The sequence below is a fragment of the Variovorax sp. UC74_104 genome, from assembly GCF_044055375.1.
In the GTDB taxonomy this organism is placed as follows: domain Bacteria; phylum Pseudomonadota; class Gammaproteobacteria; order Burkholderiales; family Burkholderiaceae_C; genus Variovorax.
Genome location: NZ_CP171978.1, coordinates 5155948 through 5169251, shown reverse-complemented (window position 1 = coordinate 5169251; position 13304 = coordinate 5155948). Strand labels below are relative to the sequence as shown.

Annotated in this window: 15 protein-coding genes; 6 read left to right on the top strand and 9 right to left on the bottom strand. The window is 67.1% G+C overall.

Annotated features, from left to right (window positions below):
* Window positions 1–6 precede the first annotated feature (6 nt).
* Together ACHMXA_RS24230 and ACHMXA_RS24225 are read right to left on the bottom strand one after the other, a co-directional pair.
* Window positions 7–2397: a type VI secretion system Vgr family protein gene (locus ACHMXA_RS24230; protein ID WP_395316584.1), complete on the bottom strand. Its 2391-nt coding sequence runs from the start codon at window positions 2395–2397 to the stop codon at window positions 7–9.
* A 287-nt stretch (window positions 2398–2684) separates the two neighbouring features.
* Entirely contained in the window at window positions 2685–3611 is a 927-nt protein-coding gene (locus ACHMXA_RS24225) for an alpha/beta fold hydrolase (protein ID WP_395316583.1), read from the bottom strand.
* A gap of 126 nt (window positions 3612–3737) precedes the next feature.
* Here ACHMXA_RS24225 and ACHMXA_RS24220 point away from each other — a divergent pair, with 126 nt between their 5' ends.
* On the top strand, window positions 3738–4799 hold the full coding sequence (locus tag ACHMXA_RS24220; RefSeq protein ID WP_176667236.1) for an aldo/keto reductase: 1062 nt from the start codon (window positions 3738–3740) through the stop codon (window positions 4797–4799).
* A 4-nt stretch (window positions 4800–4803) separates the two neighbouring features.
* Here ACHMXA_RS24220 and ACHMXA_RS24215 read toward each other — a convergent pair whose 3' ends face one another.
* Window positions 4804–5526 (bottom strand): hypothetical protein, encoded by a 723-nt coding sequence (locus ACHMXA_RS24215; RefSeq protein WP_395316582.1) that lies wholly within the window; start codon window positions 5524–5526, stop codon window positions 4804–4806.
* Between ACHMXA_RS24215 and ACHMXA_RS24210 the strand changes: the two genes are divergently transcribed.
* The 3 genes from ACHMXA_RS24210 to ACHMXA_RS24200 all read left to right on the top strand — a co-directional run bounded on the left by ACHMXA_RS24210 (window position 5506) and on the right by ACHMXA_RS24200 (window position 7111).
* A complete protein-coding gene (locus ACHMXA_RS24210; RefSeq protein ID WP_395316581.1) occupies window positions 5506–6000 on the top strand; it encodes an aminoacyl-tRNA deacylase in 495 nt (164 codons plus the stop codon). The genes ACHMXA_RS24215 and ACHMXA_RS24210 overlap by 21 nt on opposite strands.
* A gap of 97 nt (window positions 6001–6097) precedes the next feature.
* Window positions 6098–6736, top strand: coding sequence for a glycerol-3-phosphate 1-O-acyltransferase PlsY (plsY, locus tag ACHMXA_RS24205; protein WP_395316580.1), 639 nt, complete (start codon window positions 6098–6100; stop codon window positions 6734–6736).
* A 21-nt stretch (window positions 6737–6757) separates the two neighbouring features.
* A complete protein-coding gene (locus tag ACHMXA_RS24200) occupies window positions 6758–7111 on the top strand; it encodes a RidA family protein (protein WP_395316579.1) in 354 nt (117 codons plus the stop codon).
* A 3-nt stretch (window positions 7112–7114) separates the two neighbouring features.
* On the opposite strand, the gene ACHMXA_RS24195 is transcribed toward ACHMXA_RS24200, so the two are convergent.
* A complete protein-coding gene (locus ACHMXA_RS24195; protein ID WP_395316578.1) occupies window positions 7115–7759 on the bottom strand; it encodes a TIGR02281 family clan AA aspartic protease in 645 nt (214 codons plus the stop codon).
* A gap of 143 nt (window positions 7760–7902) precedes the next feature.
* Window positions 7903–8388, bottom strand: coding sequence for a YajQ family cyclic di-GMP-binding protein (locus ACHMXA_RS24190; RefSeq protein WP_176667230.1), 486 nt, complete (start codon window positions 8386–8388; stop codon window positions 7903–7905).
* A 47-nt stretch (window positions 8389–8435) separates the two neighbouring features.
* Between ACHMXA_RS24190 and murB the strand changes: the two genes are divergently transcribed.
* Both murB and ACHMXA_RS24180 read left to right on the top strand, forming a co-directional pair.
* Window positions 8436–9488 carry a UDP-N-acetylmuramate dehydrogenase gene (gene murB / locus ACHMXA_RS24185; protein ID WP_176667229.1) on the top strand — a complete coding sequence of 351 codons (1053 nt, stop codon included), beginning with the start codon at window positions 8436–8438 and terminating at the stop codon, window positions 9486–9488.
* 16 nt (window positions 9489–9504) lie between these two features.
* Entirely contained in the window at window positions 9505–10347 is an 843-nt protein-coding gene (locus ACHMXA_RS24180) for a glycine-rich domain-containing protein (protein ID WP_395316577.1), read from the top strand.
* A gap of 79 nt (window positions 10348–10426) precedes the next feature.
* Here the strand turns inward: ACHMXA_RS24180 and argG are convergent, their stop codons facing one another.
* The 4 genes from argG to ACHMXA_RS24160 form a co-directional block, all read right to left on the bottom strand.
* Window positions 10427–11767 (bottom strand): argininosuccinate synthase, encoded by a 1341-nt coding sequence (gene argG, locus ACHMXA_RS24175; RefSeq protein WP_395316576.1) that lies wholly within the window; start codon window positions 11765–11767, stop codon window positions 10427–10429.
* A gap of 35 nt (window positions 11768–11802) precedes the next feature.
* Window positions 11803–12129 (bottom strand): pyrimidine/purine nucleoside phosphorylase, encoded by a 327-nt coding sequence (locus ACHMXA_RS24170; RefSeq protein WP_295988120.1) that lies wholly within the window; start codon window positions 12127–12129, stop codon window positions 11803–11805.
* Window positions 12130–12254: 125 nt separating this feature from the next.
* Window positions 12255–12881: a hypothetical protein gene (locus ACHMXA_RS24165; RefSeq protein ID WP_395316575.1), complete on the bottom strand. Its 627-nt coding sequence runs from the start codon at window positions 12879–12881 to the stop codon at window positions 12255–12257.
* Between the two features lie 58 nt (window positions 12882–12939).
* On the bottom strand, window positions 12940–13293 hold the full coding sequence (locus tag ACHMXA_RS24160; RefSeq protein ID WP_176667224.1) for an ArsC family reductase: 354 nt from the start codon (window positions 13291–13293) through the stop codon (window positions 12940–12942).
* Window positions 13294–13304 lie beyond the last annotated feature (11 nt).

The window sequence follows — 13304 nt, the reverse complement described above, 5'->3', positions numbered from 1 at the left end:
TTGCGCTCAACCGAAGAGCACGAAACCCTTGAGCGCGCCCCAGAAGCCGCCGGCGTGCTCCTCGGCCACCACGTTCGAGAAGCTCACCGAGCCGAAGTTGGCCTGGTGCGCATACATGTTCATGATCTGCGCGGTGGCGTCCATCTTCTTGATGTTGCTCGTGAGCGTGAGGCCGGCGTTGCTGTTGTTCACGCCGTAGGTCGCGCTCGACAGGCCGGTGGCCGTCACCGCGGTCGGCGACCAGTCCCAAAGCAGCACGCGGTTCACGCGCTTGACGTGGTTGCCCTCGAAGGTGAAGTCGCCGCTGGCCTTGATGTCGACGTCGCCCGCCGTGGCCTCGATGGTCACTTTCTTCGCCTTGCCGTAATAGTTGCCGGCCGAAACGGTCGAGTTGTGGTCGCCCGTCTCGATGGTTTCCTCCAGGCCGCCCTTGATGTTGTCCTTGCCGCCGCCGCCCACCACGGTGCGCTGCCAGCCGGTCTGGTAGGTTTCCTGCCGGTTGCCGGCGAGCGTCTTCAGTATCGAGTTGCCGGTGTGGACCTCCTCGTCCATGCCCTCCTTCACGTCGACCAGCAGCCCCTTGTCGAAGGTCTCGTGGCGCAGGCCCGCGTTGACGACGACCTCCGACTGGCCGCTGAGCACCGTCTCCTTCGAACCGAGCTTGGTGGTGGTTTCGATGCGGTTGTCGAAGAAATGCTCGGTGAGCGCGCCCGATACGGTTAGCTTGGAGCCGTTGCGGTACTCGGCGGTGTCCTTCTGCTTGACGATGGTGTCGCGGGTGCGGTCGACGGTGAGCGTGTCGGTCTTCAGCACGTGGGTGTTGCGGTGGCCGTCGATGGTCTCGGTCTCGTCGTTCTCGACGTGGATCCGCAGGTCGTTCTCCACGTCGATCTCGAAGTCTTTCTCGGCGTGGATGCGCACCAGCTCGCAGCCCGGCGCGTCGTCCAGGATGAACTCGTTGGCATTGGCGGCCGAGCCGTCCCTGCTGCGGCTGACGAAGCCGCTGACCGTGACCTTGGCCGGCAGCTCCAGCGGCGGCATCTGGTCGGCGTTGTAGACGCGGCCGATGATGATCGGCCGGTCGGGGTGTCCCCCGATGAAGTCGACCACTACCTCCTGGCCCCGGCGCGGATGGTTCACGGCGCCGTAGTTCGAGCCGGCCCATGCGCTGGATACGCGCACCCAGCACGAGCTGTTCTCGTCGCTCTTGCCGTAGCGATCCCAGCGGAACTGCACCTTCACGCGGCCGTACTGGTCGACCCAGAACTCCTGCCCCGCCTTGCCCACCACGGTGGCCGTCTGCGGGCCGTTGGCGCGCGGCATGGGCGTCACGCGCGGCGCGCGGAAGGCGCAGCTGGCGGGCTGCACCGCGAAGTCGAAGCTGTAGGAGCCCGGCTCGCTGCCGCTCGCATAGCCTCCCTCGCGCAGTGCGTAGGAGACCGACACCACGAGGTACTCGCGGTTGTCGTCTTCGCGCGGGCAGTTCTGCATGGTGAAGCGGTAGCCGGGGGCCATGCCGCGCACGTTGGTGTGGCCGGTGTCGCGCTCGGCCTGGGCCTGCGCCTCCTCGAGGCGGATGCGCGCGTAGTGCTCGCCCTGCTCGGACTCGCTGAAGCCGCCGAGCCATTCGTACATCTCGTACTGGCCGTGATCGCCGCCGCGCGGCTGGTTTCGCACGTTCATGAGGTCGGCGCGCGGCTTCTTGAAATCGAAGTCGTCCACCACGTAGCTGCCGGGACGGATCTCCTCCGTGACCTGCCACTGGTCGATCACTTCCTGGAAGGGGGCCAGGTCGCGGTCGGTGGCGAGGTAGCTGATCTTCGGATAGGCCGGCAGCGGCTCGTGCGCGCCGATGTCGTCGGCCAGCACCAGCGTGTGCTGGCTTTTGCCGTGCTCGAAGAAGTAATAGATGCCTTCGTGCTCCATCAGCCGGCTGACGAAGGCGAAGTCGGTTTCCTGGTACTGCACGCAGTACTCCCACTGCCGGTAGCTGCCGCCGAGCCTTTTCTCGAAGGCGAAGCCGTAGTCGGCGAACACCTCCTCGAGGATCTCGACCACCGACTTGTTCTGGAAGATCTTGCAGTCGCTGCTGCGCGTGAGATACCAGAGCCAGGGCCGCACGCTCGCGCGGTAGACGATGTGGCGCGAGGTGTCGCCTTCCTTGCCGATCATGGTGAAGCGGACGATCTGGCCGTTGAGGAAGCGGGGCTCCCCGGCCGTCTGTATCTCGAGCGCGAGAGGTTTGCCGAGCACGGCCTTCATGTCGATCGACATGCTCGGGCTCAGCAGGTCGACCTCGAACTCGAACAGCTGCGACAGCCCTTCCACGCCGCGCATGGAACGGAACATGAGCTGCTCTTCGCCCAGCGGCGTGTGGGCGCGTACGACTCTGGTCATTCGAGGACTCCCTTTCGCTCAAGATCACCCAGGACGTGCTGGCTGCACCAGCATCGACCACTCCGCGTGCACCCGCAGGCCGTGTTTGCGAACTTAGGTGTGAAACGTTTGCTCGCCTGGGCGCGCACGCGCACCACGGTCTGCCTCATCGTTGTGCCAACGAAGCGGCGTGAGGCTTTCTTTGCAAGTAGCAGGCCAAGCAGCCGCGCCGGCCGCACCGGTCGCGATGTCGTGCCGCGCGTGCGGAAGGAAGGGAGCGCAGGAGTACCGGGCCGCGGCCGGCTTCTTCAGGCTATGAACTCTTCGATCATCCGCGCGACGATTCGCGGCTGGTCGTGATGAAGCATGTGGCCCGCATCCTCCAGCCGCTCGATGCGCACGTTGCCCACCGACTTCAGCCGGTCGTGGAATTCGTCGAGCGTGTAGCGGTTCTTCCACCAGCCGTGCAGGCTGTCGTCCGAGGCTTCCACCATCAGCAGCGGCGCGGTGATGCGCGCATAGAGCGCCAGCGTCTCGTCGACGCGGAAGATGTGCGCGTTGACGATCTTGTGCGCCGCCTCGCCCAGGATCTGCCAGCGCTCGCTGCCGTCGGGCTCAGCTTGGCTCGCCGACCAGTGGCTGGCGAGCCAGGCGGCCTTGTCGGGCGTGAGGCGCGGGTTGGTCTTCATGAGGCGGCGGGCCACGCCGTCCACGGCCGAGTAGCCGGCGAGCGCCATTTCGCCGCGGTGCAGGCGCTTGAGTTCGTCGATCCACTGGCCGTAGCGCGCGGGCGCCTCGTCGGGCTTGCGAGCGGGCATGCCGAAGCCTTCGAGGTTGACGAGGCGCCGGATGCGCTGCGGCCGCACGCCGGCGTAGTGCATGGCGACGTTGCCGCCCATGCTGTGGCCGACCAGGTCGACCTGCCTCGCACCGTCGCCTTCGCCTGCGTAGTGGTCGAGCAGCCATTCGAGGTCCGCGAGGTAGTCGGCCATCCAGTAGTTGTCGACGCCGCCGCCGTCGGTGAGGCCGAAGCCGCGCCAGTCGGGGGCAATGATGAAGCGCTCTTTCTCCATCGCATCGACCACGAACTGCCACGACGCCGCCACGTCCATCCAGCCGTGTGCGAGCACCAGCGGCGGACGCGTGTCGGAAGGCTGGCCCCACAGGCGCACGTGGTAGCTGAGGTTGCGCACGGGCACGAATTCGCTGCGGGAGGGGCGGAGGGCTTGGTACATGGGCGCCGATGATAAGGAGGCCTTTGTACTGACGCAGTCCGGCACAGGACAGCTCCCGCCCGCGCGGCGCTCGGGTTTTGGCGCGTCGGCCGGCGGGCCGCGGACCGGGGCGGTAGCATCCCGCGCATGAAAAAGATCCAACTCGGTCAAAGCGACCTGCACGTCACCCCGATCTGCCTCGGCACGATGACTTTCGGCGAACAGGTCGACGAGCCCACCTCTCACGCCATCCTGAGCCGCTCGCTGGAGCGGGGCGTCGACTTCATCGACACCGCCGAGATGTACTCGGTGCCCGCGCGCAAGGAAACCTATTCCGTCACCGAGACCATCATAGGCAACTGGTTCGCCGCCAACCCCGGCGCGCGCCAGAAGCTGGTGGTCGCGACCAAGGTGGCCGGCCCCTCGCGCGGCATGCCCTGGGTGCGCGAAGGCAGCGGCATGACGGCCGCGGACATCGAGGCCTCGTGCAACGCCAGCCTGAAGCGGCTGCGCACCGACGTCATCGACCTCTACCAGATCCACTGGCCCGAGCGCCACGTGCCCGCCTTCGGCAACATCTACTACGACCCGGCCAAGGAAACCTCGAAGACCTCCATCCACGAGCAGCTGGAGGCGCTGGGCAAGCTGGTGAAGGCGGGCAAGGTGCGCGCCATCGGCCTGTCGAACGAAACCCCCTACGGCGTGCACGAGTTCGTGCGGCTTGCCGAGCAGCACGGCCTGCCGCGCGTGGCGACGGTGCAGAACGTCTACAGCCTCATCAGCCGCGGCCACGAGAACGGCCTGGACGAAACGATGCACCGGCTGGGCGTGTCGCTGCTGGCGTATTCGCCGCTGGCCTTCGGCCTGCTGACCGGCAAGTACGACCAGAGCGGGATCGAAGGGCCCGATGCACCCAAGGGCGCGCGCATCTCCAGCTACGAGTCGGTGCGCAAGCAGCGCTGGGGCCGCCCCGATTCGCTGCGCGCCGCGAAGCGCTACAACCAGCTCGCCCGCGACAACGGCCTGACGCCGACGCAGCTGGCGCTGGCCTTCTGCTACACCAAGTGGCAGGTGGCGAGCACGATCATCGGCGTGACCTCGCTGGCGCAGCTGGAAGAAGACCTGGACGTGTACGGCACCACGCTGTCGCCCGAAATCCTGGCCGAGATCGACAAGATCCGCTGGGACATCCGCGATCCGGCGGCCTGATTCGTCAGCGCCCGCATTCGCCGTTCGCGGCGGCCAGGGCGAGCGCGGGCAGGCTCAGCAGGCCCATGCCGCCGCCCTTGAACTCGCCCTTGGCGCAGTCGCCGCGCGCGGCACCCGAGATGCCGGCGCTCAGCCTGGAATCGAAGGCTGAGCGCGAATTGCCGTTGATTTCCTGACCGGCTCGCTCGGCGAAGGAGTGTTCGCGGCCGATGTCGCGCAGGGCGCGGCGAGTGCTTTCCGAGTGGAGGATCAGCGGCGGCGCGGGTGCATCGCTTGCGGCTTGAGATGGCGCAGCGGTGGCGGCGGGTGCTTCGGGCGCGGCGATCGATCTGGCGCGAGCGGATTGCGGCGGGCGCCTGACCGCAGGGCGCGGCGACGATGCGGAGGGCGGCGATGCCGCTTCCGTTTTCGCTTTCGCGGGAGGCTCCGGTCGCACCATTTCAACGACGATGCGTTTCGCAGCATCGGCAATGCGCCCATGCGGCTTCGTCGCAATCACCAGCAACCAGAGCACCGCCGCGTGCATTGCCGCGACCGCCAGCACGATCGCCGTGAGAGCCGGGCGGCGCACCGGGTGGAACGGAATCGCGCCCACCGGGGCTGGCGTATGCTGCATGGCTCGACCGGAATTCAAGTGGTGCGGCAGATTCTTGCTGCAGAGCACCAGGTTTTCTGAAGTGATCCTGAATCCGAAATTGCCACCGAGATGGCCAAGAAAAGCACCCACACCTCCGAGACACCCGCCACGCAACTGCTGCGCGCGCACAAGATCGCCTTCACCGAGCACCCCTACGAATACGTCGAGCACGGCGGCGCGCAGCGCGGCGCCGAGATGCTGGGGCTAGACCCGTTCACCGTCATCAAGACGCTGGTGATGCAGGACCAGGACGCCAAGCCGCTGGTCGTGCTGATGCACGGCAACCGCACGGTATCGACCAAGAATCTCGCGCGCCAGATCGGCGCCAAGTCGGTCGAGCCCTGCAAGCCCGAGGTGGCGCAGCGGCACAGCGGCTACATGGTGGGCGGCACCTCGCCCTTCGGCACGCGGCGCGAGATGCCGGTGTACGTGGAATCGACCGTGCTCGAGCTGCCGCGCATCGTGCTCAACGGCGGGCGGCGCGGCTACCTGATCGGCATCGACCCGCAGGTGTGCGTGGCGCTGCTGGGCGCGAAGCCCGTGCAATGCGCGCTGGCAGAATAGCCGCCGCCATGGCGACATCACCGACTTGCGATCCCGATCGCTCTTTCGGGCGGTGGTCGCGCAACAGAACAACAACCGTCCCACGCGGAGTGCCGTCTTGAGCTTCACCTTGCCTTCCCTCATTGCCATCGTGGCGTCGTACCTGATCGGCTCGCTTTCCTTCGCGGTCATCGTGAGCAAGGCGCTCGGCATGGCCGATCCGCGCAGCTACGGCAGCAAGAACCCCGGCGCCACCAACGTGCTGCGCTCGGGCAACAAGGGCGCGGCGCTCGCCACGCTGCTGCTCGATGCGCTCAAGGGCTGGGTGCCGGTGTTCCTGATCCATCAGTTCGGCGCGCAGTGGGGCCTGGGGGAGGGCGTTGCCGCGGTGGCCGGCGTGGCCGCGTTCCTCGGGCACCTGTACCCGGTGTTCTTCGGCTTCCAGGGCGGCAAGGGCGTGGCCACTGCCGCCGGCGTGCTGGTGGGCATCGCGCCCTGGCTTGGGCTGGCCACCGGCGCCACCTGGCTGATCATCGCGATCTTTTTCCGCTACTCGTCGCTGTCTTCGCTGGTGGCTGCCTTCTTCGCGCCGGCCTACTACCTGATCGGCGGCGGCATCGCCTGGCCGCTGGACCGCACGGCGCTGGTCGCGATCATCGTCATGAGCCTGCTGCTGATCTGGCGGCACCGCGAGAACATCCGCCGGCTGGCTGCCGGCACGGAGTCGAAGCTCGGCTCCAAGAAGAAACCAACCTGAACCCAAGAAAGAGCACGCTCCATGGCTTCCATCACCCGCTACCACGTCGGCCCCCGCCTGTCTGAGACGGCCGTGCACAACGGCACCGTCTACCTCGCGGGCCAGGTGCCCGACGACACCACGCAGGACATCCGCGGCCAGACCACGCAGGTGCTCGGCATGGTCGACCGCCTGCTGGCCGAGGCCGGCAGCGACAAGTCGCGCATCCTCATGACGCAGATCTTCCTGGCCGACATCGACGACATCACCGCCATGAACGAGGTGTGGGACGCCTGGATCCCGGCCGGCAACACGCCGCCGCGCGCCACCGTGCAGGCCAAGATGGCCAATGCGGCCTACAAGATCGAGATCGTCGTCACGGCCGCGCAGGCCTGAGGCTCAATAGCGCTTTTCGAGGACCATCTGGTCCGCGTCGCGCCGCATCGAGAAGCGGTTGATGAAGCTGTTGCCCAGCAGCACGAAGGGCATGGCCTGCTGCGAGACGATGGCGTCGATGTCGTAGACCTCCACGTCGCCCACGCGCACCGACTGCAGGCGCAGCTTGTAGCCGGTGGCCGTGCCGTTGGCGGTGTTCATCAGCACGCGCTGGCCCTTGCTGTAGTCCAGTCCGATGCGCTGGGCATCGTCGGCCGACAACGCGATGGCCGTCGCGCCCGTGTCGAGCATGAAGGTGACCGGCCGGCCGTTGATGGCGCCCTGCGTCATGAAGTGCCCGCGGCTGTCGGCCGACAGCACCACGCGGCTCCCGCCCCCGCCCGACCCGCCACCGCCGCCGATGCTCACCGGCGTGTCCATGCGCAGGTTGACGCGCTTGCCCTCCATCTCGACCACGGCCTGCTCTGCCTGCAGCGAGATCAGCTTCACGCCCTGGTAGCTCTCGCCGACCGCCACCGTCTTGGGCGGATTGCCGTTCACGATCAGGATCGCGCGGCTGCCGATGCTGCCCGTCAGCGTGACCGAGTCGGCCGCGTGCGCCACGGCGGCGGCAGCAAACAGCTGCGCTGCGACGAGAAGGTGTTTCATACGAGGCTTGCTGCTCCAGCGTCGGTTGTTCGACTTGATAGACCAGGAATACCGCGGAACCGGCTCCGCCGGGCCGCCGGTATTGCCCCCGGCGAGGGGGTTGGCGGCCACACGAAGTGGGCAAGCCTGGGGGAGTACCTGTTTCAGTCCCTGAAGTTGTTGAACGTGAGCGGCATGTCCGGCACGTCCTTCTTGATCAGCGCCATGGCCGCCTGCAGGTCGTCGCGCTTGGCGCCGGTGATGCGCACCGCGTCGCCCTGGATCGCGGCCTGCACCTTGAGCTTGCTGTCCTTGACGATGCGGGTGATCTTCTTGGCCTGCTCGCTCTCGATGCCGCTCTTGATCTTGATGACCTGCTTGACCTTGTCGCCGCCCATCTTCTGGACGTCGCCCTTGTCGAGGAAGCGCACGTCGACGCTGCGCTTGGTGAGCTTGTTGCGAAGGATGTCCTCGACCTGGACGAGCTGGAACTCCGCGTCGCCGATCATGGTGATTTCCTTGTCCTTGAGCTCGACGGCGGCGGCCGTGCCCTTGAAATCGAAGCGCGTTGCGATTTCCTTGGCGGTGTTCTCGACCGCGTTCTTCACCTCGGGAAGGTTGGGTTCGCAGACGGTATCGAAGGACGGCATGGACTCTCTCCTGAATTCTTCACGGGTGCAGATGCGACAATTCTCCCATGATCGTGGAGTCCAACGTCCCGCTGCAGCCCTACAACAGCTTCGGCATCGTCGCGCGCGCGCAGAACCTCGCGCGCATTGCCGGCGAGGCCGATCTGGCCGCGCTGCATGCCGATCCGGCATGGCGCGACGCGCCCCGTTTCGTGCTGGGCGGCGGCAGCAACATCGTGCTGACGGGCGACGTGAAATCGCTGGTGCTGAAGGTCGAGATCAAGGGCCTGCGGCTGCTCGAGGAAACCCCGCGCGCCTGGATCGTGGAGGCTGGAGCCGGCGAAACCTGGCACGACGCCGTCGAATGGATGGTGCGCAGCGGCTATCCGGGGCTGGAAAACCTGGCGCTCATTCCGGGCACGGTCGGCGGCTCGCCGGTGCAGAACATCGGCGCCTACGGCGTCGAGCTGCAGGACCGCTTCGATTCGCTCGACGCCTTCGACCTCGAAACCGGCCGCAGCTTCACCCTCGATGCGGCCCAGTGCGCCTTCGGCTACCGCGACTCGGTCTTCAAGCACGTGCGCAGCGGCCCGAACGACTTCGGGCTGGCGGGCAGGGCGGTGATCACCCGGGTGCGCTTTCGCCTGCCCAAGCCCTGGAAACCGGTGGTCGGCTACCTCGATCTCGAGCGCAAGATGGAGGAAACCGGCAATTTCACGCCGAGCGCGCAGGACATCTTCGACTGGATCTGCGCCATCCGCCGCGCCAAGCTGCCCGACTGGCGCGTGCTGGGCAATGCCGGCAGCTTCTTCAAGAACCCGACGGTCACGCCCGAGCAGTGCGCCGACATCATCGCGCGCGACCCCAAGATCGTTCACTACCCGATGGACGACGGCAGCATCAAGCTGGCGGCCGGCTGGCTCATCGACGCCTGCGGCTGGAAGGGCAAGTCGGTGGGCAATGCCGGCGTGTACGAGCGGCAGGCGCTGGTGCTGGTCAACCGCGGCGGCCGCGAGAACCCGGTGACCGGCGGCGAGGTGATGACGCTCGCCAAGGCCATCCAGACCAGCGTGTACGAACGCTTCGGCATCCGGCTGGAGCCGGAGCCGGTGGTGGTCTGACGGACCGTCGGGCGACATGGACCTCGACTTCCTGCACCTGAATTTCCGCCGCCGCATCGGTGCCCTCGTCTGGGCTCGCCGGGCCGTGCCCGTGGTCGCGCTGCTGGCGCTCGTCCTCGGAACGCGGCGCTGGGGCTCGATGGTGGCGGTGATCGTGTTCGCGCTGCTGTTCGCCGCAGTGCTCAAGTTCCTCGAGACCAGCCTGCGGCGCCAGTTCATCCGCGAGGCGCGGCTGCCGCCATTCCTGGTCGGCAAGCTGTGCCAGGCGCATCCGCAGCTCAGCCGGCGCGATGCCGAACTGGTGCTGCGCGGCCTGCGCCAGTTCTTCATGGCGCACCTGCGCAGCGACCGAAAGTTCGTGGCCATGCCTTCGAAGGTGGTCGACACGGCCTGGCACGAGTTCATCCTGCACACGCAGGGCTACCAGAACTGGTGCAAGGCGGCCTTCGGCGGCATGCTGCACCACAGCCCGGCGGAGGTGCTGGGCAGGGACGCCAAGCGCAACGACGGTCTGCGCCGCACCTGGTACTGGGCCTGCAAGGAAGAGAGCATCGACCCGCGCAAGCCGGCGCGGCTGCCGCTGCTGTTCGCACTGGACATCAAGTTCGCCGTTGAAGGCGGCTTCCACTACGTGCCCGACTGCCGTGCGGTGGAGCGGCACATCGGCTCGGATGCCCACTGCGGCACGAGCTTCGGGGAATCGTCCTCGTCGGACGGCGGCAGCTCGGGCGACGCAGGCGGCTTCGGCGGCAGCGAGTCGAGCAGCAGCAGCGGCGGTGACGGCGGCTCCGGCGACGGTGGTTCGTCCGATGGCGGCGGTGGTTGCGGGGGCGGCTGCGGCGGAGGTGGCGGAGACTGATCTTCGCGTGCTTCACGCGCTTTACCCATGAAAAACGGGCCCCGAAGGGCCCGTTGTCATTGGAGCGGTCTGTTGCCGATCAGCTAGCGTCGCCGTCGTTCGCCAGCTTCGGCAGCGAGGCGCCTTCGCTCGACGACAGCAGGCCGGTCTGGGTGTAGATGCCCAGCTTCTCGCGCGTGTCGGCGATGTCGAGGTTGCGCATCGTCAGCTGGCCGATGCGGTCCAGCGGCGTGAATGCGCCCTCGACCTTCTCCATGCTCAGGCGCTCGGGCTTGTACGTGAGGTTGGCCGACTCGGTGTTCATGATCGAGTAGTCGTTGCCGCGGCGCAGCTCGACCGTCACCTCGCCGGTGACGGCGCGCGCCACCCAGCGCTGGGCCGTCTCGCGCAGCATGATGGCCTGCGGGTCGAACCAGCGGCCCTGGTAGAGCAGGCGGCCGAGCTTGCGGCCGTTCTCGCGGTACTGCTCGATCGTGTCTTCGTTGTGGATGCCGGTGACCAGGCGCTCGTAGGCGATGAACAGCAGCGCCAGGCCGGGAGCCTCGTAGATGCCGCGGCTCTTGGCCTCGATGATGCGGTTCTCGATCTGGTCGCTCATGCCCAGGCCGTGGCGGCCGCCGATGCGGTTGGCTTCCAGGATCAGCTCGACCAGATTCGAGTAGCGCACGCCGTTCAGCGCGACCGGCACGCCTTCCTCGAAGCGCACCGACACGGTTTCGCGCTTGACTTCGACCTCGTCCTTCCAAAAGGCCACGCCCATGATGGGCTGCACGATCTGGATGCCGCTGTTCAGGTGCTCCAGGTCCTTGGCCTCGTGCGTGGCGCCGAGCATGTTCGAGTCGGTCGAGTAGGCCTTCTCGGCCGACATCTTGTAGGCGAAGCCGGCCTTCTGCATGAACGCCGACATCTCGGCGCGGCCGCCCAGTTCGTCGATGAAGACCTGGTCGAGCCAGGGCTTGTAGATCTTGAGGGCGGGGTTGGTCAGCAGGCCGTAGCGGTAGAAGCGCTCGATGTCGTTGCCCTTGTAGGTGCTGCCGTCGCCCCAGATGTGGACGTCGTCTTCCTTCATGGCCGACACGAGCATGGTGCCGGTCACGGCGCGGCCCAGAGGCGTGGTGTTGAAGTAGGTGACGCCGGCGGTGGTCACGTGGAAGGCGCCTGCCTGCAGGGCGGCGATGCCTTCGTTGGCCAGCTGCGCGCGGCAGTCGATCAGGCGGGCGTTCTCGGCGCCGTAGAGCATCGCCTTGCGGGGGATCTCGTCGTAGTCGGGCTCGTCGGGCTGGCCGAGGTTGGCGGTGTAGGCGTAGGGAATCGCGCCCTTGTTGCGCATCCAGTGGAGCGCCGCGCTGGTGTCCAGGCCGCCGGAGAAGGCGATGCCGACCTTCTGGCCGGCGGGAACGTTTTGGAGGATGGTCGACATGTCTGGGTAGTCCGGTTGGCGTGGTTTCGGGCGGCTCAGCCGAAATGGCAGATATAGCTGTAGGGCTCGCCCGTTACGCGGATCTTGAAGCTGGAGTTGCCGGGCACGTTGAACTTCTGGCCGGGGCCCGAGGCGATCCATTCGTCGGAGCCTGCGAGCTGGTATTCGCAGCTGCCGGCGGTGCCTTCCATGATCTCGGGGGCGCCGGTGTTGAAGGTGAGGGTGGACGGCAGGATCACGCCGACCGATTTCTTCGTGCCATCCGCCAGGGTGAGGCTGTGGCTCACGCACTTGCCGTCGAAATACACATTGGCCTTGGTGGCCACTGCGGCGCTGTTCAGAGTGTCGGTAGTCGTCGTCATTGGGTGGCGCCGGCGCCTTGGCGGCCAGCGAATCGAGGACGCACCGCACCAGCGGCGCACCCGTCAAGGGTTGGAAAAGTCCTCGATTTTAGGGGCTCGGGCGCTGCAGCCCGCCAGCCGGCGCCTCAGCGGTGCCAGCCGCCGCGGTAGCCACCCCAGCCGCGATAGCCGTATCCGCGGTAGTAGCCGCCGCCCCAGCCGCGCGAATAGCCCAGGTTCAGCGAGACGCCGACCGGCGGGTAGACGTAGGGGTAGGCATAGGGGTACGCGTAGGCAGGCGCCACGTAGACGGGTGCGGGAGCGGCGTAAACCGGGGCCGGCTGGTAGACCGGCGCGGGGGCGCTGGAAACGACGACTCCCGGCTCGGGCACCACGTTGTCCCACGGCGAACCGCCGGACTGCGGGGCATAGCCGCCGCCGTTGTTGGCCTCGACCGGATAGGGCTGCAGCTGCGGCTGCGGCGCCACCGGGGAGGTCGTGGCGCCCGTCACGCCCGTGACCCCGTAAGCGCTGGCCTGGATCGGGATCGTCGCGCCGGGCCGGCTGTTCATGCGGGTGGTGTACTGGCGGCCGTTGTATTCGTAGGTGACGTTGTAGTTGACGTCGCTGCCGGTCGTCTCGCGGATCGGGGTGGCGGAGATCACCCGGGCCTGGACCACCTGGTTCTGCTGGGCATGAACGAGGCCGGTGCCGGCGGCCAGCATGCCGGCGACCGAAATGCCGGCGAGAGTGCGAAAACTGCGATTTTTCATGGTGTGTCTCTCCTGCGGATCGAAGTTCGACGCCGGGTGGCAGGTCGGGTTCCGCGGTTTACACGGCGTTGACAGCCCAGGTTTCGGCGTCGAACCCCGTCGTAACGGGCTTTTTCGGGCCCCAGTTGACCACCGGCCGCTTGATCAGGCTGGGGTTGGCCAGCAGCACGGCACGCGCCGACGCGGCGTCGACCACGCCCTCGCGGGTGGCGTCGTCGAGCTTGCGCCAGGTGGTGCCCTTGCGGTTGACCAGGGCCTCCCAACCGGGCTTCTTCAGCCAGTGGTCGAGCTCGGCCTCCGGCACGCCCTGTTTCTTGAAATCGTGGAAGGTGTATTCCACGCCGTGTTCGTCGAGCCAGGCGCGGGCGCGCTTGACGGTGTCGCAGTTCGGGATGCCGTATAGGGTTGTCATGGCCGCGATGA

Bases quoted from the DNA above. Each gene is read 5' to 3' on its own strand.
- ACHMXA_RS24230 (WP_395316584.1), bottom strand. From the start codon at position 2,397: ATGACCAGAGTCGTACGCGCCCACACGCCGCTGGGCGAAGAGCAGCTC.
- ACHMXA_RS24225 (WP_395316583.1), bottom strand. From the start codon at position 3,611: ATGTACCAAGCCCTCCGCCCCTCCCGCAGCGAATTCGTGCCCGTGCGC.
- ACHMXA_RS24220 (WP_176667236.1), top strand. From the start codon at position 3,738: ATGAAAAAGATCCAACTCGGTCAAAGCGACCTGCACGTCACCCCGATC.
- ACHMXA_RS24210 (WP_395316581.1), top strand. From the start codon at position 5,506: ATGGCCAAGAAAAGCACCCACACCTCCGAGACACCCGCCACGCAACTG.
- ACHMXA_RS24200 (WP_395316579.1), top strand. From the start codon at position 6,758: ATGGCTTCCATCACCCGCTACCACGTCGGCCCCCGCCTGTCTGAGACG.
- ACHMXA_RS24195 (WP_395316578.1), bottom strand. From the start codon at position 7,759: ATGAAACACCTTCTCGTCGCAGCGCAGCTGTTTGCTGCCGCCGCCGTG.
- ACHMXA_RS24190 (WP_176667230.1), bottom strand. From the start codon at position 8,388: ATGCCGTCCTTCGATACCGTCTGCGAACCCAACCTTCCCGAGGTGAAG.
- murB (WP_176667229.1), top strand. From the start codon at position 8,436: ATGATCGTGGAGTCCAACGTCCCGCTGCAGCCCTACAACAGCTTCGGC.
- ACHMXA_RS24180 (WP_395316577.1), top strand. From the start codon at position 9,505: ATGGACCTCGACTTCCTGCACCTGAATTTCCGCCGCCGCATCGGTGCC.
- argG (WP_395316576.1), bottom strand. From the start codon at position 11,767: ATGTCGACCATCCTCCAAAACGTTCCCGCCGGCCAGAAGGTCGGCATC.
- ACHMXA_RS24170 (WP_295988120.1), bottom strand. From the start codon at position 12,129: ATGACGACGACTACCGACACTCTGAACAGCGCCGCAGTGGCCACCAAG.
- ACHMXA_RS24165 (WP_395316575.1), bottom strand. From the start codon at position 12,881: ATGAAAAATCGCAGTTTTCGCACTCTCGCCGGCATTTCGGTCGCCGGC.
- ACHMXA_RS24160 (WP_176667224.1), bottom strand. From the start codon at position 13,293: ATGACAACCCTATACGGCATCCCGAACTGCGACACCGTCAAGCGCGCC.